Source organism: Kitasatospora sp. NPDC032121, from assembly GCF_055580145.1.
Window position 1 is genome coordinate 75,272 of the sequence record NZ_JBVILX010000017.1, and the last position, 17,503, is coordinate 92,774.

The window sequence follows — 17,503 nt, forward strand, 5'->3', positions numbered from 1 at the left end:
GACTCACTCCCCTGCGAACGCCCGGCAGTACGTCTGCCACGGGAACGACTGCCGCTGCGGCCCGAGTGCGGCCTCCACCGACGGGTCCGGGACGGCCGCGGCCCCGATCGGGCTACGACCGGCCCCGGCGGACGGGCAGCCGCCGAAGCACTTGTGGCACTCCAACGTGAAGGACGTGGAAAAGAACGTCAGATCCACCGTGACCACGAGCTTCGCCGAGCCGCTCAGTGAATTGCTGTGGAAGTCGTAGGTCAGACTGAACGTCGTCTCGACCGAGACGCTGATCAGTCCCAGCAGGCAGATGCTGCCACCGATCCGCAGATAGCCGGTGATCTCGATGTCGGCGCCGTTCTTGGCGAAGACCACGCCCCCGAAGACGTGCACCTCCGCAGACACGATGGTGAAGTCCACGACGATGGCGGCGCCGAACTCGATCCCGCCGGTGAGCCGCTGCAGACCGCTGTCCGTACCGCCGGCGCTCAGGCCGAGTTCCAGGTATCCACCACCGCCGAGCCCCTCCACCGTGACCAGGAACGGCCGTTCCCGCGTACCGAAGGCGAAGTCCATGGCGATGGGCTGATTGGTCAGGGACAGCGTGACACCGATCTGCACGGTGAGGTTCTGCAGGCTGAACACCATCAGACCGGCGCTGGGAACAGCGAGGGTGTACGACGCCGAGATGCCGGCGGCCGACACGTCGATCCGCGGCCCGCCGCGCCCGGCCTGCGGGATGAGCTGTGCCAGCGTGGCGAGAAATCCCAGGTCGCCGCCGAGTTCGACCTTCGACAGGTCGACGTCCAGGTTCAGCCGCCGGCCGGGGCTGGCGGTGAAACGTACGGACGCGAACTTCAGGGTGACGTACGCGGGGGCGCTCTCGTCGGGGACGACCAACCTAAAGTCGCTGATCTTCCCGGTGGCGTGCATCTCGGCTCTTCCGTCGACCAATTGGGCCTGGGCGTCGAGGTTCAGCGAGCAGGTGGTGCCGGCGCGGAAAGGGCCGACGTTCTTCGTCAGCGCCTGCGTCCAGGTCAGCTCCGCCGACGGGGTGGGCGTGTCCTCCCCGGTCCAGACGAGCTTCGGCGGCTCGGTGACGACCTTGATGAGGCTGCTCAGGGGGACCACGCCGAACAGCGTGGCGTCCGGGGCGAACAGCTTCCCGGGATCCGTCTGCAGCACGTCGGCGACGGTCGGGCCGAGCGTGCGCGAGATCTGCGTCACGGTCATGTTCGGTGCGGCCAGTGTGCCGACGCGTGCTCCAGCGGCCCCGAAGTCGAGCATCCTCGGCGTCACGAGGTCGAGCAGCGCGTCGGGCATCGGGCGGCCCCACTGGGTGCCGACGAGTTCCTGCGAGATCGTTGCAGGCAGTGCCGGCAGCGGGCCGAGCAGTTGGCGGACCGCCGGCAGCCCCACGGCCAGCTGGGTCACCTGCGGGTAGAAGCCGACGCCGGTACGGGAGAGCGCTGCGCCGAGCCCGCCGAAGGTCATCGACTGCACCTCCTGCACCGCGCCGTCCGCCGCCTGGGTCGCCGACACCATGGCGAGCGGGATACGGCTGCCAATGTCGGACAGGGGCCGCCCGCGGCCCGCGAAGGGACCTGTGCCGGGGCCGCTTCCGTAGATCCGGTCGAGCTCCGCGGCGTAGTCGGTGCCGGTCGCCGTGTCCTCGACGAACAGCAGCGGTAGGTTCAGGTCCACATATTGCTGCCCCGCCGTGGCCTGGAGGTTGAACACGACCGGTGTCCAGGCCCGGGTTGGCCAGAAGCACCTGGGAGGGGCGGCCGAGGAGTCCAACGGAATCCAGCGGGCGTCGTCCAGGTCTCGGGTCTGCCAGGGGTCGATCGCGATCTGCTGGAACGGGAACCTGCGCTCGTGCCCGCCGCCCGCGCCGATGCCGTAGTCATCGCGGACGGGCTGGGTGATGACCAGGAAGGACTTCTGGTGCAGCGCTGCCACGGCGGGGTCGGAGCCGTCGAACAGCCGGTCGTCCACCTCGAAGTAGGCCGCCCGGTGGCCGAATGGGAACAGCGCGCCGGGGACGGAGACCTTGACGTGGAAGTCCCGGCCCAGCACGGCGTCCTGGGACCACTCCAGTTTCGGCCAGTGGGCGGCGGCGGAGAACCGGGCTCCGTAGGCGCTCAGGATCAAATCGTCGACCGCCATCGGATCGTTCGGGTTCTGGCTCGCGGTCGTGACGATCGTGTCGAACCAGGCGTCCAACGGCGTTCCATGGCCGGTTCCACCGGGCAGGGCCTGGACGGGGCGCGCCGTCAGGTGCCCGTCGGGGCCCGCGATGCGGCTGTGCCACAGCTCGGTGCCACCGCTAGCGCCCGCAGCGGGCAGGGTGCGGTGGGTGCACCTGGCGTCCGGTTGCACGGCGAGTAGCAGCCGCCACGGGAGTTCGATCCTGGTCACCTCGTCCGTGCTGGAGGCCGGCGTGGTGTCCAGCGGCAGCCGGTTCATCGCGTCGAGCAGGCCCTCCACGGTGAGCGTGATCGGCTCCGAGCCGACAGCGAAGCACAGGGTGGACGGTCCGGCGAGGAAGCCCTGTGGCGGCTGTCCGGACTCCACCACGGTCTCGGCCAGGTGCTGCGGGGGGACGTCCACGATCAGGCGGCCGCCGCCCGGACCGGCCACCAACTGCACCATGCCATCGGGCCTGGTCTGCTCGTGCAGCCCCTGACTCCGGACGGTCAGGGTGACGAGGTCGTCCGGGCGCAGCACGGTGTAGCTGCGTGCCGGCGTGTTCGGCAGGGCGACGAGTTGCCAGGGCTGCCAGGCGGTGTCGAACCGTCGGTGCATCAGTGCGGCACCGGCCCAGACGGCGACCACGTCGGTGCGGCCGCTCCCGGAGTCGACCGCGGCCAGCCGGGGGCGCGCCGCGCCGCATGCGGTGAGGTCGCCGCCGAGATGCTCCCAGCCGAGCCACGGTTCCAGGGCGGAGTGCCAGAGACCATGGTCGCCGCCCAGGAAAATGTCACGCTCCGTGGCGGCGAGGCAGGTGAAGGCCTGCCCGTCCCGGTCGGGCAGGTTTCCGAGTTCCTCCCACACTGATGACTCGTGCGGCAGCGAGGTGCCTGCCGGGACTTCGTCGAGTTCGAAGCGTCTGCGGATCAGGCGCCGTTCACGGGTGTCGGCGACGAGGAGGTCGACCCGGCCTGGGGCTACGGCCACCGCTGCCGTCTGCCCCGGTGGACGGTCGCCCGTGCGGAGCACGGTTGGCTCGTTGGTTGACCGGTCGGCCGAATTCCAGTGCACGATCTCCCAGCCCGGTGCGTCCGTGTCCAGAACGACGTAGAAATCACCGGGCCGGGTCGCCACGGTCGTAAAACCGGCTGCCGCGAAATTTTGGGCAAGGACGCCGAGTAACGTCCATTCCTGCCGGTCCCCGTCGTCCAAACGCATGCGCCACAGCTCACTGACGGTGCTGAGGGCAAAGACCTCGACCCGGCCGCCCTCGGTCGCCGTTGCGCTCAACCAGTCGAACCCGGGAGCTCCGGGCGAGGGCCAGGGTCGGCCGAGTTCGCGCCACTCGGTCCAGGCACCGTCGAACGCCTTGTGTCGCACGCCGCCGTCGTGCGTTCCGATGAAGAGATGAAGTCTGCCGTTCCCCGGAGAACAGGCGGCAAGGGCCGACGCCGAGTGGTTCTGCATGGGGGTGCCCCCAGATCATGAAGGGGTGACAGTCGCGCTTACCGCATGGTGCGGCAACCCGTCAACTCTCGGTTCCAAATTAGTCCTGGTTCGACCGCGTATCAATACAGGTAACTGTACGTAACGCCTCCGGGGCCGGCTCTCGGCATTCCCGCTGTCGTCACCACGCTCCCTTCGTGACCCGATGGCCGAGCGTGCCAACTTCTACGCGCGGCGGGATTGTGTCCCTTGCGGCAGTGAGGCGGCCCGGGTCGGGCGCCAACCGTCATGCCGGGGGCGGGGTTATCCAGGGCCTCGGTGAGGGAGTGCCGTCCGGGCCGGCCGCAACGCCACCACACGGGCCCGAGCGGGGCGTGCTCGGCGAGGAGTTCCAGGGTGGTGGCGACGATGGGCACCGCGTCGTCGTACTCGCGCCAACCATCGTCTTTGTAGTCGCGGACAAACTGTGCACCACTGGCCGCGCCAGGCCTCCTCCGACAGGTGCGCGATGGCCTCCTGGCGGTTCGCCAGCGCGGTGGGTCCGGCGTCGGTGACGACCAGGGCGACCGGCGGGTATCCAGCGCGGGTGTGGCCGGGGTAGGCGCGGCGCCACCAGTGCACCGTCCGCTCGGCGGATTCCTCGCGGTAGCGGGCGGGGTCGTTGTCACGGGCTCTGACGTGGGCCAGCTGCGCCCCGGGCCGGGGCCATGGTGGAGCGGTCGACCTCCACCATCAGCACCGGCACCTCGGCCTCCGGAGCCTGCCACACCGCATCCGAGCGCACCTTCCGCTTCCCGCCTGGCAACACGAACTCGGTCTCGGTCGATCAGGACCGCACGGTGCCGACGCCGCCCGCGGCCCCGGGCGCACTGCCGCCGAGGACGAACGCGAGCACGGCCTCCTTCACCGCCATCGCATGCGGCGCACCCATGCGGCCAGCCCCCGGGCCATGGAGCCGGCGCCTGCAACGTTCCGGCGATTCAAACCGGCTGTTCATCAAGCTCAAGGAGGGTGGTGGCGGCCATCGGTGTGCTCAAAGGCCAAGCAACAGGCGGGCCCTGGACGGCCGCCGACCCCAATGGCGACCCGAGTACCGGTACTGGCGCCCGCCCGTCGAACGCGCCATGGTCTGGCTCACCACCAGAGGAAGCCGCCCCCTACAGGGCAGCCTCGGCCATGACCGGGTGGGCGCCTCATCGCTGTACAGTTCCGGATGGCGGCGGCCCGTGCCTCGACCGCCTGGCCACCGTGCTTGGCCGGGATGGCGGCGTCCAGGGGCGCGCGGCAGTGGCCGCCCTTGCCGACCGTCAGGATCCGGCGCGGCCGGGAACCTGGCCCCGAACATGGCGAGCACCTGGCTGTCGTCCGACGCCGCGACGCCGCTCGCCCATCATCTACACCGGTCCCGGCAGCCGGGCCCACAAGCTGGCGACACCGCAACCGGGCGGGCCCGGATAGAGCAGCACAACGAGATCCGCGCCGTCCAGGTGCGCTTCGTCGGCCCCGACCAGGCCCGGGCCATGGTCGGAAAGCCGGAGCTACAGAGCCTGAGCCGCCGGGCGTGGCGGTGCCGGCGCGGCGCGGCCGGACCAAAGTGAGCCGGGCGGGTTCCACTGGCCGCGACCCTGACTCCGGCGTCCGGCGTCCGGCGAGCCTTTGTCTGACAGGACCCGGTGCGGCATCGGTGGTTGGATAAGGGGTGGGCCACTGTGTTCCGTGACAAGGCAGCGGCCCGACGGTGACGGCCACCGGACGATCGGTGCTCCCGTGCGCTGCTGTCCACATAATCCGTGGGAATCCACCAGGACTTGTCGGACATCGCCCTCCACGATGAGAACCCAGACGAGCGGCAGACCGACGGGCAGACGCCGCAGCCCGACACGCGGAGATGACGATCATGGTGACGCCAGTATTCGATATGTTCCCCGACGCCGACCGGCTCAGGCTCGCGAACCGGGCCACCAGTGGCCTCGTCTCCTTCAACGTGGACCCCACGGCATCGACCTGGTTCGTGCTCGTGGCGGCCGTCGGGCCGAACTGCCGGCCCCTGGGCGGGCAGGCGCCGGACATCGAGCTCCAAGCGGGCGACGGGTTTCTCATCCTCGTCCCGCAGAGCCCGGCCACCGCGGCAATCGCCGACGAGACCGGGCAACAGGTCGCGTCCGCATCATGGACCAGGGACCACACCGACGTGTTCACGGTGCAACTGGACATCTCCAACCCGGACAAGCGCACCTGGGCCGTGCGGATCACGAACGACGATCCGGAGGAACTCGGCTTCGTCTGGACCTCCGCCCCCTCAGCGACGGACGCTCGGCAGCCGCGACTCGTCCTGACGAACTCCTCGGTGGACGCGAAAGTGGAGGTGGGTGTCCCGGCGCCGGACATCCTGCTGCCCTTCGCCAACATCGGCACCGGGGCACTCACCTTCAACGGGCCCAGCGGGGCCGACCTGGGGGCCGGATTCGTCCTGAAGAACTTCCCGGCCCGTGTCGCGCCTAACGCCTGCGACCAACTCGTGCTCGGGGTGTCCTCCGCCGCAGTCGGATCCGACCTGACCGTCACCTTCGTCCTCGACTGCAACGAAACGGTGGCCCAGGCGAAGACGCTCCGACTCTCACGTACGGAGCTGTCGAAAGAGAAGGACGTGAAGGAGAAGGAGGCCAAGGAGAAGGAGAAGGAGAAGGAGACCAAGGAGAAGGAGACCAAGGAGAAGGAGGCCAAGGACAAGGACAAGGACAAGGAGGTGTCGAAAGAGCACAAGGACTCCAAGGAAACCAAGGAGGACAAGGAAACTCTCAAGGAGGGCGGCCCTCCCGAGGCCGTGATCAACGCCCCTCCCGAGAACGGGTCTTCGGCGCACTTCATCCGCCCGGAGCTGCGCCCCGACCTGTCGGCCAGCGCCCTCCGCAGCGAGGATCCAAACCAGCGGCCCGACGGGGAGTAGATGGAGCATGTGGCTCGTGCTCTGCGCCCCCGGGGACCACGCCGGAATGTGGGCGTACGACGGGCTGCGGCGGCGTGGGCTGACCCCGCTGGAGTTGCTGCCCCCAGGTGACCTGCTCTTCTCGTCGAAGTCGGCGCACCGGGTCGACGAGTCAGGCGCGAGCTTCGAGGCCCAGCTACCGGACGGACGCGTGCTCGCCAGCCGCGACGTGAACGGCGTGCTCAACCGGGCGGGCTTCGCCCAGGTCGGACCGCTCCGGTTCGCCACCGAAGCCGACTCAGATTACGCACGGGAGGAGTTGAGCGCGCTGCTGCTCAGCCTGCTGGAGTGCCTCGCCACGGTCGCGGTCAACCGGCCGTGTGCGAGCGGTCTTTCGGGCGCGTGGCGCCCCCCTGCGGAGTGGACCCTGCTCGCCGCCGAAGCAGGCCTGCCGGTCACGCCGGTACGGCTGTCTCCCCGTTCCACGTGGGAGCCGCCGGCTCCCGGCAACGACCGCGTACTGGTGCTCGGCGGGCACGTCTTCGGCACGACCGAGTACGGGCAGGGGTGCGTCCGGCTCGCGCGGCTCGCCGGGACCGACCTGCTGGGGATCGACCTCCACCGCGACAGTGGGCACCGGGCGGTCTTCGCGGGAGCGGACCCGATGCCCGACCTCCGCCTCGGCGGCGACGCGTTCCTCGACGCCCTGCACGACCATCTGACGACCTCGGCGGGCTCCCGATGATCATCATCTGCGGCATTGCGAGCGAGTCCCCGATCGTCAGGGTCACCACCGCACTCGACGACCTCGGCCTGCCTTACACCGTCCTCCACCAACGGCACTTCGCCGACCTGCCGTTCGAGATCGACGTCACCGGCAACGGGATCCACGGACAACTCGGCATGAACGGCGCAACTGTCGACTGCGCCGACGTGACCGGCATCTACGCGCGGCTGATGGACTGGCACCACCTGCCCGAACTGCGCGACGCGGGTGAGGCCGTCGAACAGCGCTGCCAGTCCTGGCACATGGCGCTCAGCACGTGGATCGACCTCGCCCCCGGGTGCGTGATGAACCGGGCGGCTGCGATGGCCTCGAACCTATCCAAGCCGTACCAGGCGCAGCTCATCCGGAAGGCCGGGTTCCGAGTGCCGGAGACCCTCGTCACCAACGATCCCGACCTCGTCCACGAGTTCCGGGCGCGCCACGGCGAACTGGTCTACAAGTCGATCAGCTGCCTGCGGTCGATTGTCCAACCCCTCGACGCCAACGCGATCGAGCGACTCCCCCTCATCCGCGGCTGCGCCGTGCAGTTTCAGCGGTACCTCAAGGGCACCAACGTCCGGGTACACACCGTGGCCGGGGACGTCTTCGCCACGCGGATCGACACCGACCGCGTCGACTACCGCTACGCCCACCGCAACGGCGGCCGGGCCGACCTCTCCCCGTGGCAACTGCCGGATGAGCTGGCCGAGCGCTGCGTCCAGCTGGCCGACCGGCTGGGGCTGTCCCTCGCCGGCATTGACCTGATGCTGGCCGACGACGGCGGGCTCTACTGCTTCGAGGTCAATCCCAGCCCGGCGTATAGCTACTACGAGTCCTGCACCGGCCAGCCGATCGCCCGTGCCATCGCGCTCGCGCTCGCACGCCGGTGAGGCCGTCGCGGTGGTGGCGGTGCCCGCCGTACCCGCCGTGCGGCGCGCGGCGGGGACTCGCCCCACAGCATCCACGCCGGTACGGCTAGCAGACAGGTGATCGCGGTCAGGTTCGGGCGCAGACCGAACGCGGCCCCCGCGACGCCGGCCGCGAGTGCGGCCAGCGGGCGCAAGCCGACTCATCAGGCGTACCGGGTCTGCGGTGTGACGGCCCTCGTCGAGGATGCGGTCGGTGCGCAGGGCACCGGCGGTCAGGCCGATGGTGCGAAACGGCTTTCGCAGCAGGCCTGCGCTGACGGCCGGGCCGGTGAGGTCGACGGCGCTCTGCCGGCTCCGATCAGGTGGGGGTTGGCGCTGTCGGGCCAGTGCTGGTGGCGTTCCCGGATCCAGGCGGTGGTGAGGCTCATCAGGAGACTGTCGAGGTAGAGGACGTGGACCAGGCGCCGGGGGCGGCGTACGCGCTGACGGGCGGTGGTGCGGTCGAGGTCGTCGAGGCGCAGGCCGGCGACCTGGTGGGGGTGGAGGGCGTGGACGGCGACGAGGGCGACGATGAGGCGGCTGCGGGTGTCGGGGAGCCGGTCGAGGATGCCGGTGAGGCGGTCGGAGGCAACCGTGGTGGGCAGGCGCCGGGTGGTGGTGAGGCTGACCGTGCGGGCGGGGTCGCGGAAGATGAGCCGCTCGCGGCGCAGGGCACGGAAGCAGGACCGGAGCGCGGTGTGGACTTTCTGGGCGTAGTGGCCGGTGAGCGGTTCGAGGGCAGCCTCGATGTACTGCTTCGTGATCTCCCGAGGGCTGCCCAGGCCAGCCACGTGCCAGGCGGTGAGGACGGGTGCGGCGGCGTCGAGGTAGTTGTCGATGGTCTTGGGGCTGCGTTTCCAGTTCTGCTTGCTGCCCTGGCCCTGGAGGACGTCGATCCAGCGGTGCGCGGCGGGGGCGAAGTCACCGGGCAGCGCGTCGGCCCTACGCCGGGCGCGTATGAGGAGCGCATTCGTGGCGGGCAACGGGACCAGCATGCCGCAGCTGCGGAGGAACTGAATGAGTCGGTGGCCGTGGAGGTTGGGATGCAGGCTCGCGAGCGTTCGGACGTCCGCCTCGTGGACGGGCGCGGCGGCGCCGAGATGGCTGGTGATCACGCGCAGGGTGCGCACGCTGCCGCTAAAGGAGTCGGTGCTCCAGCCCCGGGAGCAGATGTAGGCGGTGAAGTCGTCGACCAGAGCGACGGCCTCCGGGGTGAGGGCGGGCTCGGCTGCTGCGGCCAAGGCTGTCCAGTCGCGGGCCGGAGCGGGGAAGAGTTCAAACTGTCCCGGGTCGACGAGGTGGGATGAGAGTGGACGGCCGCTGTCGGCGGCGCGGGCCAGGCGGCGTTACATCTCCTCCAGGGCGGCGAAGGCCTGTGGTGTGTCGGGGATGTGCCGGTCGTGGATACGGGCGCCGTCGGTCGGGGCGAACAGCCTGCGCGGGGTGGGGAAAAGGCCGAGCCAGCCCCGCGAACCGGCCGGATCGGCACGGGGAAAAGCGCTCGGTGTCAGTAGCGAATGCTAGGAGCGGCCGTCGACCCGTAGCGCGTTCCTCTTCGGACCCGTCGGTTGTCCGGCACCGCGTGGTGCCGGACAACCGACGTCAGGGGGCAGGAACTGCCTGGATGCGTTCCGGAACCCCGCCAAGGCTCACCCGCCGGAGCGTGCCTGGAGGAAGAAGCTGACCGCCGTACCCACCGCCGCACCTGATCCGGTCAGCACGAGGGGCACGAGCCTGGGGCGGTGCTTGAGCACGACCGTCAGTCCGCCGACCTTGAGGGTGAAGTAGGGCGGCTCACGGCGGGCCTGCGGCTTGGGCTTCGTCTTTCCGGTGGCGCTCATGCGAACCGCACCTCCGTCCCGGTGGACGGGGCTGCCGCCAGGCTCGGGGATGAGGCTACGTTCTCCCGGTGCCAGGCGAAGTACTCCTCGCTGACGTCACTGTGCGCGGTGCACTTCCTGCCGGCGATGGCCTCGGCCGCGGCGAGGAGGTCCTCGGACATTCCGGCCTTCGGTGACGCCTCCACCCTGCCTTCGGCGGTCACGAGGACGAAGCCGTCCTCGAACAGGGCGTCGCAGCCGAGCACGCAGACCGCCATGACGTTGGCCAGGTGCGAGCGCTGCTCCAGGTTGGACTGCGAACGCTTGCGGATGTGGGCTGCTCGCAGGAGACCGGTCGGGAGCGTACGTCCGCACAGCGCGCACTCGGCGGTGGGCTTTGCGAACAGGACGCGCCGCAGCCCGGCCGTCTCACGGCGCGCGAAAGTCCGGGTGGGGCGGTCCGAGTCGGGGTCCAGGTCGAGGTAGCGCACAGCAGGGTCGGTCAGGTCCGAGCCGGGGAGGTCTGTGCTCGCCGGAAGACCGGATTCGGGTCCGCCTTCCTGGATCGGCCGACGTCCCATGGAGTCGATGAAGCGGTCCAGGACCTCGTCGGGTACGAGAACAGGTGCCCCCTGCTTGTTGGCCGAGAGGCGGAGGGCCTCCATAGCCTCGGCCCCGAGCTCGTCTCCGCTCACGGACATCTCGATTCCCAGGACGTCCAGGGGGACGCGCACCGGGTAGACGTCGTCGGGCCACATGCTGGTCGTCTGCAACGTGACGGGCCCGGTGACACGGGCGACCGCCAGTTCACGCAGGACCGCGTCGGACCAACCTCCGTGGGGGACCCTGGCATTCGGGCCCCGGTGGCCGAGGAGGAGGTAGTCACCCGCCTTCAACGCGGCGAGCACTCGAGGTGTGTCCGCTGTGTCGGCAATGTACTGCTTCCAGCCCCAGAGGGACTCGCGCAGACTGATCTCAAGGTTCCGCTTCGATGCAGCGGGAACGTAAACGGCGACGACGGGCACGTCGAAGTTCCTCCACAGCTCGACTCTCCCTCAGTTGGGAGAGTTCGGTGGTTTGGTTGTCGGCCGGCGACGCGGGTCCCGCCGAGCGGGAGATGACGTCACCTGGTCTCGTTCTACCAGACCCCTGGGGCAGCGGGAAGCGGTTCCGGAAGGGGAACGTTCGCCCTGAGGGAACTCACTGAGCCCGTACCAGGTACGTCGACACGTCCGTCCTTGAGTCGCTTGGGTCGCTGAGTCGCCGGCCGAGCCGCCACCTGGTCGGGCTGCCCCTGCCTGCAGGCAGCGACCCAAGCGACTGACAGCCACGGTTCCTAGCGGCACCAGCGCGCGGGATCTGCTCCGCTTCGGCAGCGCTCGTACGGTCCGCACCTCAAGAGACGGTCGCTGGAGCTACCGAAGCGACCCAAGCGACTCGGCTGGGGCCCTTCCGGCAGACCTGACACGCCCGACACGCCGGGGAAAACGCCCTAAGAGACTCAGTCGCTTTCAGTCGCTGAGCTTCAGTCGCTCGACAAAACACCAGGTCAGAGCATGTTTACCCACCCCAACAGCGACTGAAGCGACTTAAGGTCGGGTATATAAAGACATTCCCGTGTGCGTGTGCGCGTTATAGACCCGGGCTTCAGTCGCTTCGGTCGCTGTTTGCTGTGGAAAATGCGCTTGACCTGCGGAAACGTCGGAGCGACCAAAACAGCGACCGAACGGGCTCAGTCGCTCTCCCAGGGCTTGGTCGCTGAGTTTGCCCGCAAGCAGTGGCAGTGACAGTCCCCACGTCCCCGCTCGGCTAGTCTGTGTGAGCTATCTTCTGAACTTCGGTCGCTTCAGTCGCTGACCCGGTGCCCGCCAGTGCCCTGACCTGGCTTTTTGCCCTCAGCGACTGAGCCAGCGACTCAAGTCCGAGCAGCTACCGAACAAGGGGAAGGGACCAGCGTGACGGCGCCGATGGCCGTGGGGAGCGACCGAGCGGACCGCCAGCCGGATGCGCTGGCCGTTGCACGCTGGTGTGCGGCCCAGGGCTGGCCCGTCCACCCGCTCGCCCCCGGGCGCAAGACCCCGCCCGCGAACTGCCGCCCTTGCCAGGACTCCCCGCACTCCCCCGCCGACTGCCCCTGCCCCGCAGTCGGTCGCTGGTGCCACGGCTTTCACGCAGCGACTCTGGACCAGGACGTCCTCACCGCCTGGTGGCGGGTTAACCCGGACTTCGGCACGGGTGTTGCCTGCGGCCCGGCCGGACTGGTCGTCATCGACGTCGACAACCACACCGACGTCGTCCCCGCCCGCGACCGCATCCTCCCCGGCATCCCGATCCACGAGGACGTCGACCTCGAAGGACTCGAGAACGGCTACCACACCCTCGCCCTGCTGGCCGCCCTGCGCCGGGCTCCCGATCCGACCACGGACGAGGGCACCCTGCGCGTCCGCACCCCCTCCGGTGGCCTGCACATCTGGTACCAGGACCACACCGACCGCCGGTTCGCCTGCTCCACCGGTTCCTCCGCGGGCCGTGCCCTGGCTTGGCAGGTCGACGTCCGCGCCCACGGCGGCTACATCGTCGCTCCCGGAACCGTCACCGCGGCAGGTACCTACACTCCGCTTCCGGGCGCCAGGATCCCCGCGCCGCTGCCCGAGTGGCTCGGCGAGGAACTCGTCCGTACCGGCCACCTCCAGGACCGGCCCGGCCGGCCGAGCGTGCCGCAGTCGGCCGTCCCCGACCGCGCCCGCCAGGCCGTCGTCGCCGCGGGTGGGGGGAAGAAAGGCGCGGAGAAGGTACTCGACACCGTCCTCCAGGAAGTCACCGACTGCGCGGGCACTCCCGAGGGCGCGGGCTTCACCGGCAAGCTCAACCGCGCCGCATACACCGTGGGCGGCCTGGTCTCGGCCGGCCACCTCACCCATGCCGCCGCCGAACAGCTCCTCCTCGAGGCGGCCCGCACCGCCCGTCCCGCCCAGGACAGGCACAACTCCGCCGTCATCCGCTCCGGCCTGGCAGCCGGCAGCCGCCAGCCCCTGCGCATCGGGAAGGCCCGCGGATGACCGACAGCACCCGCCGCAAGAGGACGGTCTTCGACCCCGTGGCCACGGCGCAACAGATCCTGGACTACCCGCCCGTCCCGGGCCCCTCGCAGCCCCCGTGGAACGGCACCGCCGTCCAGGAGAGCCTCCTCGACCCCGCGCCCGCACCGGCCGCTCCCCCGGTTCCGAAGGCGGCCGCAGAGCCCGTACAGGCCTCCGCGACGGGCCCGCAGGCGACCCCTCACGGCCTGCTGCCCGACTCGCTCTCGGACCGGGGCAACGCCAAGCTCTTCGTCCACCTCTACGGAGGCGACTACCGCCACGTTCCCGGCCTCGGCTGGTACCGCTGGTCCGCCCACCGCTGGCAGCTCGACGAGGACGACACCGTCCTGTGGGCCGCCGGCGAGATGGCCGAGAGCATCGCCACCCACGACGCGCGCGGCATCTACACCAACACCGACCTGCGTCGGCACCGCCGCCGGGCGCTGTCCACCTCCGGCATGAACGCCATGCTCGCCCAGGCCAAGTCCGCCCCCGGCATGGTCCTCAACGCTGCCCTCCTCGACGCCGACGCCTACGCCCTGTGCACCCCCGGCGGCGTCGTCGACCTGCGTACCGGTGCCATCGTCCCGCCCGACCCGAAGGTCCACCACCACTCGCGCTCCACCACCCTGGCCCCCGCCCGGATGCCCACCCCGCGCTGGGACCGCTTTCTGTCCGATACCTTCGGCGACGACAGGGAAGGCCGCCAGACCCGCGACTTCCTCCACCTGCTGCTCGGATACTCCATCAGCGGCGACGTCGGCGCCCAGGTCATGCCGTTCCTCTACGGCCAGGGCAAGAACGGCAAGTCCGTCCTGCTCGACGTCATGATCCAGCTCCTCGGTGACTACGCCGACGCGGCCCCGCCCGGCTTCCTCATGGCCAAGACCTTCGACGGCCACCCCACCGACCTCGCCGAACTCCACGGCCGCCGCATCATCGTCTGCTCCGAGCTCAAGCCCGGCGACCGCTTCGACGAGGCCCGGGTCAAGCTGCTCACCGGCGGCGACAAGATCAAGGCCCGCCGGATGCGCCAGGACTTCTTCTCCTTCGAGCCCACCCACAAGCTCTGGCTGCTCGGCAACCACCGCCCCGAGGTCGGCACCGGCGGCTTCGCCTTCTGGCGGCGCATGCGCCTGATCCCGTTCGAGCGGGTCGTCCCCGAGGAACGCAAGATCGACAACCTGGCCCACGTCCTCGTCGCCGAGGAAGGCCCCGGCATCCTCGCCTGGCTCATCGAAGGTGCCTGCCGCTACTTCGCCGGCGAGAAGGACCTCGCCGGCCCCCAGGCCGTCCAGACCGCCACCACCGCCTACGCCGAGACCGAGGACCACGTCGGCCGCTTCCTGAAGGAGGCCTGCGTCACAGGCGAGGGCATGCGGGCCGAACAGTCCCAGCTCTTCGGCGCCTACACCCGTTGGTGCGGCTTCGAAGGGGCCAATCCCGTATCCGGGCGTGCCTTCGCCGCACGAGTCCGCGAGACACTGGGTATGACCTCTCCCAAGGAGATGGTCCTGTCCAACAGCCGTAAGTACTACCCGGGCATCGGCCTGATCACCGACGACACAGAGGAGCACAACGCGTGAGCGCGCTGATCGACCCGGCCGAGCTCGCCCACGAAACCGACCTCGTCTGGCTGGAGGACACCTCCGACCTCGACTACGTCCGTCAGTCGCTGGACCGGCTCACCACCCGCCGCGGCCGCCCGGCCTACCACCGCGACGGCCGCATGGTCGGCTACGCGATCCTCGGACCCGACGCCAAGTCCTCCCGGGCCTCCGGTACCTTCCGCCGCCGCGTCTTCTGGCTCCTGCCGCACGACCGCGACCAGGACCCCGAGGGCCTCTACTCCACCGGCGCCCCCTCCGAGGCCGTGGACCCGCGCACCGTCGCCCCGGGCGTCAAGGGCTACAAGACCGAGCGTTCCGAGGGCGGCCCGGCCTCGCCCGCCATGCTCGAACTGGGGATAACGCTCCCGAAGGCCTGACAGCCCGAGGACGCGGCACAACGGTGAGGGGCGGTTCGGAAACGGGCCGCCCCTCACCGATTCGCCGGCCCGGGACTCGCCGGATGACGATCGGTGGTGATCCGGGAAGCCGTGGGGGCTCCGGCGCGAGAGCCCGGACAGAAGGGCGGGTCGCAGGGCCTCCAACGGGGCCGTGGTGGATCCCGGGGCCGCACTGTCCGTGGTGACGGATAGGGTCCGCTCGTCAGCCTCCCCCGCTCCCATGAAGGGTTCCGATGGCCCGCACCACCCCACCGCGCCCGGTCGACATAGCCGCCGTCTTCCCCGAACTGGCGCCCCTGGCCCGCCGGACGGTGCGCCTGCACCCGCGCCTGGGCACGCCGACCGCCCGAGACAGCTCCGTCGGCGGCCCACTGCTGTGGCCGGCCGACGAGCCCTGGCCCGTGTGCACCGAGCCGCATCCGGAGGACGAGCCGCCCGTGTCGCCCGCCGACGTCCGGCTGCGCCGCAGACTCATCGACATCGGCTGGGCCGGCGGGACGCGCACCGCACACGAGGAAGCGGCCCTGAACGCGACGTACGAGGGGCATCCGTGGAGCGGGGAGCCCAACCTCCTCGTGCCGGTGGCCCAGCTCTACGCCCGCGACGTCCCCGGCCTGCCCTGCCCCGACGGGGCGGACCTGCTCCAGGTGCTGTGGTGCCCCCTGGAGCACGAACCGGAGTGGATGCCGGCCACTCGACTGGTGTGGCGCTCTTCGGCAGGGGTCGGCGGGGTGTCGGCCGTGCAGCCGGAACCCGCAGACGTGTCCAACCACGGCCACTACGTGCCCGAGCCGTGCGTCCTGCACCCGGAGGTGGTGACGGAGTACCCGTCGTCGCTGGAGCTGGAGCCGGGCCTGGCGAGCCGGATCGCGGACTGGTGCGAGCAGGAGTTCACCGGCAAGGACCCCGGGTACCGGTCGGCCGACGAGTTCCGGGCCTACTACCAGTTCGAGCTGTCGGTCGCTCCGGGCTGGAAGGTCGGCGGCTGGGGGCCGTGGAGCTTCCGCGACGCGTGGGTCATGCGGTGCCGCGCCTGCGAGTCGGTCATGAACCCGCTGCTGACGATCAGCTCGGGCGCTCTGGACGGCAGCGGCTGGGACCCCGTCGAGGACCGGGGCACGGACGACGACATCGGCATCCAGATCGGCCGGAGCTACAACATGCAGCTCTACTACTGCCCGGTCTCCTTCGACCACCCGCACCTGGAGGTCATGCAGTAGCCCTCACGGCGCGGGCCCGTGCCACGGTGTGTTCCGCTCCCGGAACCACGGTGGCACCCGGCCGGGGAGCAGGGCTTCGACGACGGAGGCGACGTGACCGAGTCCGCGGGAAGCCGCCTACTGGCGGTGCGATTCGGGCAGGGCCCGGCTCCTGACTCCTTCGCCTTCACCCCGGAGGGGAAGCGGAGGAGGGCGACAGCCCGCTGAACCGATCACGTGATGCCTCTGCCGAAGTGCCGCGGCGGGCAGGTCCGGTCGCCACCGGCGCGTCGTGCGGCATCCGCCGCCTCGGGTGGTGAACGTGATCTGTCGAGGCCGACGTGGAGGTGGCGATGAGAGTCGTGTGCGTGCACGGGGCGTGGTGGTGGCACCGCACCGCAGAGCTGCTGCGGGAACGGGGGGTGCCCAGCGCGGCCCCGGCGCTGCCCAGCTGCGGCGAGACGGGCGTGCCCGGCGGCCTCGGCGGGCCGGGTCTCCCGGAGGACGTCGCCGCGGTGCGGGAGATGCTGAGGGCGAGCGACGAGCCGACCGTCGTGGTCGCCCACAGCTACGGCGGTATCGTCACCGCCGAAGCCGCCGCGGGAGTCGGGTCGGTGCGCCACCTGCTGCTGGTCTCCAGCTACCTGCCCGAGGTCGGGCAGAGCCTGTCGCAGTTCGGCGACGGCCACCCCGCCCCCTTCCTTGACGTCGACCCCGACAGCGGCACGTTCGGGGTCCGCCCGGAGTCGCTCGCGGGCACCTTCCTGCAGGACTGCGACCCTGAGGTCCAGGCGCAGGCGGCCGACCACCTCGCCCGGCAGAGTCTCCAGGTGACCGGGCAGCCGGTCGGCGCGGCCGCATGGCGGCAACTGCCCACCACCTACCTCGTCTGCGCTCAGGACCGGGGCACCCCGCCGCGGCTGCAACGCGAGTTCGCCCGCCGCGCCGGCCGCGTCGTCGAGCTCGATGCCGGCCACCACCCGTTCCTGTCCCAGCCCGCGGCGGTCCGGGACCTGCTTGTCGGCGTACTCCGTCAAGTGCTCAGCTCGGTACAAACGATCGTGCTCAGGTCCCTGTTCGATGTGATCGTGTTTCGTGCAACGATCCCGGCATGGCGAACTTTGATGCTTCCTCTCCGCAGCACCGTGTGAGTACGGGTGGGCCGT

The 17,503-nt window shown here is 70.3% G+C and carries 13 protein-coding genes; 9 read left to right on the plus strand and 4 right to left on the minus strand.

Features of this window, described 5'->3' with window-relative positions; translation table 11 throughout:
* Window positions 1–3: 3 nt before the first annotated feature.
* Window positions 4–3,651, minus strand: coding sequence for a PLL family lectin (locus ACZ5OX_RS31350; protein ID WP_465634663.1), 3,648 nt, complete (start codon window positions 3,649–3,651; stop codon window positions 4–6).
* 1,322 nt (window positions 3,652–4,973) lie between these two features.
* On the opposite strand from ACZ5OX_RS31350, the gene ACZ5OX_RS31355 reads away from it, so the two are divergent.
* The 4 genes from ACZ5OX_RS31355 to ACZ5OX_RS31370 all read left to right on the plus strand — a co-directional run bounded on the left by ACZ5OX_RS31355 (window position 4,974) and on the right by ACZ5OX_RS31370 (window position 8,212).
* On the plus strand, window positions 4,974–5,228 hold the full coding sequence (locus ACZ5OX_RS31355) for a hypothetical protein (protein ID WP_465634664.1): 255 nt from the start codon (window positions 4,974–4,976) through the stop codon (window positions 5,226–5,228).
* A gap of 290 nt (window positions 5,229–5,518) precedes the next feature.
* Window positions 5,519–6,577 (plus strand): hypothetical protein, encoded by a 1,059-nt coding sequence (locus ACZ5OX_RS31360; protein WP_465634666.1) that lies wholly within the window; start codon window positions 5,519–5,521, stop codon window positions 6,575–6,577.
* Window positions 6,578–6,584: 7 nt separating this feature from the next.
* Window positions 6,585–7,301, plus strand: a complete 717-nt coding sequence (locus ACZ5OX_RS31365; protein ID WP_465634667.1) for a hypothetical protein — start codon at window positions 6,585–6,587, stop codon at window positions 7,299–7,301.
* Complete coding sequence (locus ACZ5OX_RS31370; RefSeq protein ID WP_465634668.1) at window positions 7,298–8,212, plus strand: ATP-grasp domain-containing protein; 915 nt, start codon at window positions 7,298–7,300, stop codon at window positions 8,210–8,212. Before ACZ5OX_RS31365 ends, ACZ5OX_RS31370 begins: the two co-directional genes overlap by 4 nt.
* 251 nt (window positions 8,213–8,463) lie before the next feature.
* On the opposite strand, the gene ACZ5OX_RS31375 is transcribed toward ACZ5OX_RS31370, so the two are convergent.
* The 3 genes from ACZ5OX_RS31375 to ACZ5OX_RS31385 form a co-directional block, all read right to left on the minus strand.
* Window positions 8,464–9,471, minus strand: a complete 1,008-nt coding sequence (locus tag ACZ5OX_RS31375) for a hypothetical protein (protein ID WP_465634670.1) — start codon at window positions 9,469–9,471, stop codon at window positions 8,464–8,466.
* 408 nt (window positions 9,472–9,879) lie between these two features.
* Window positions 9,880–10,071 carry a hypothetical protein gene (locus ACZ5OX_RS31380; RefSeq protein WP_392924746.1) on the minus strand — a complete coding sequence of 64 codons (192 nt, stop codon included), beginning with the start codon at window positions 10,069–10,071 and terminating at the stop codon, window positions 9,880–9,882.
* Window positions 10,068–11,075: a hypothetical protein gene (locus ACZ5OX_RS31385; RefSeq protein ID WP_465634671.1), complete on the minus strand. Its 1,008-nt coding sequence runs from the start codon at window positions 11,073–11,075 to the stop codon at window positions 10,068–10,070. Before ACZ5OX_RS31385 ends, ACZ5OX_RS31380 begins: the two co-directional genes overlap by 4 nt.
* Before the next feature lie 930 nt (window positions 11,076–12,005).
* Here ACZ5OX_RS31385 and ACZ5OX_RS31390 point away from each other — a divergent pair.
* The 5 genes from ACZ5OX_RS31390 (at window position 12,006) to ACZ5OX_RS31410 (ending at window position 17,488) form a co-directional block, all read left to right on the plus strand.
* Window positions 12,006–13,109: a bifunctional DNA primase/polymerase gene (locus tag ACZ5OX_RS31390; RefSeq protein ID WP_465634672.1), complete on the plus strand. Its 1,104-nt coding sequence runs from the start codon at window positions 12,006–12,008 to the stop codon at window positions 13,107–13,109.
* Window positions 13,106–14,716, plus strand: coding sequence for a DNA primase family protein (locus ACZ5OX_RS31395; protein WP_465634674.1), 1,611 nt, complete (start codon window positions 13,106–13,108; stop codon window positions 14,714–14,716). Before ACZ5OX_RS31390 ends, ACZ5OX_RS31395 begins: the two co-directional genes overlap by 4 nt.
* Entirely contained in the window at window positions 14,713–15,117 is a 405-nt protein-coding gene (locus ACZ5OX_RS31400) for a DUF6009 family protein (protein WP_097240598.1), read from the plus strand. The genes ACZ5OX_RS31395 and ACZ5OX_RS31400 overlap by 4 nt, the downstream gene beginning before the upstream one ends.
* 254 nt (window positions 15,118–15,371) lie before the next feature.
* Window positions 15,372–16,358 carry a hypothetical protein gene (locus ACZ5OX_RS31405; RefSeq protein ID WP_465634675.1) on the plus strand — a complete coding sequence of 329 codons (987 nt, stop codon included), beginning with the start codon at window positions 15,372–15,374 and terminating at the stop codon, window positions 16,356–16,358.
* A gap of 332 nt (window positions 16,359–16,690) precedes the next feature.
* A complete protein-coding gene (locus tag ACZ5OX_RS31410) occupies window positions 16,691–17,488 on the plus strand; it encodes an alpha/beta hydrolase (protein WP_465634676.1) in 798 nt (265 codons plus the stop codon).
* Window positions 17,489–17,503 lie beyond the last annotated feature (15 nt).

Bases quoted from the DNA above. Each gene is read 5' to 3' on its own strand.
- ACZ5OX_RS31350 (WP_465634663.1), bottom strand. From the start codon at position 3,651: ATGCAGAACCACTCGGCGTCGGCCCTTGCCGCCTGTTCTCCGGGGAAC.
- ACZ5OX_RS31355 (WP_465634664.1), top strand. From the start codon at position 4,974: ATGGCGAGCACCTGGCTGTCGTCCGACGCCGCGACGCCGCTCGCCCAT.
- ACZ5OX_RS31360 (WP_465634666.1), top strand. From the start codon at position 5,519: ATGACGATCATGGTGACGCCAGTATTCGATATGTTCCCCGACGCCGAC.
- ACZ5OX_RS31365 (WP_465634667.1), top strand. From the start codon at position 6,585: ATGTGGCTCGTGCTCTGCGCCCCCGGGGACCACGCCGGAATGTGGGCG.
- ACZ5OX_RS31370 (WP_465634668.1), top strand. From the start codon at position 7,298: ATGATCATCATCTGCGGCATTGCGAGCGAGTCCCCGATCGTCAGGGTC.
- ACZ5OX_RS31380 (WP_392924746.1), bottom strand. From the start codon at position 10,071: ATGAGCGCCACCGGAAAGACGAAGCCCAAGCCGCAGGCCCGCCGTGAG.
- ACZ5OX_RS31395 (WP_465634674.1), top strand. From the start codon at position 13,106: ATGACCGACAGCACCCGCCGCAAGAGGACGGTCTTCGACCCCGTGGCC.
- ACZ5OX_RS31405 (WP_465634675.1), top strand. From the start codon at position 15,372: ATGGCCCGCACCACCCCACCGCGCCCGGTCGACATAGCCGCCGTCTTC.
- ACZ5OX_RS31410 (WP_465634676.1), top strand. From the start codon at position 16,691: ATGAGAGTCGTGTGCGTGCACGGGGCGTGGTGGTGGCACCGCACCGCA.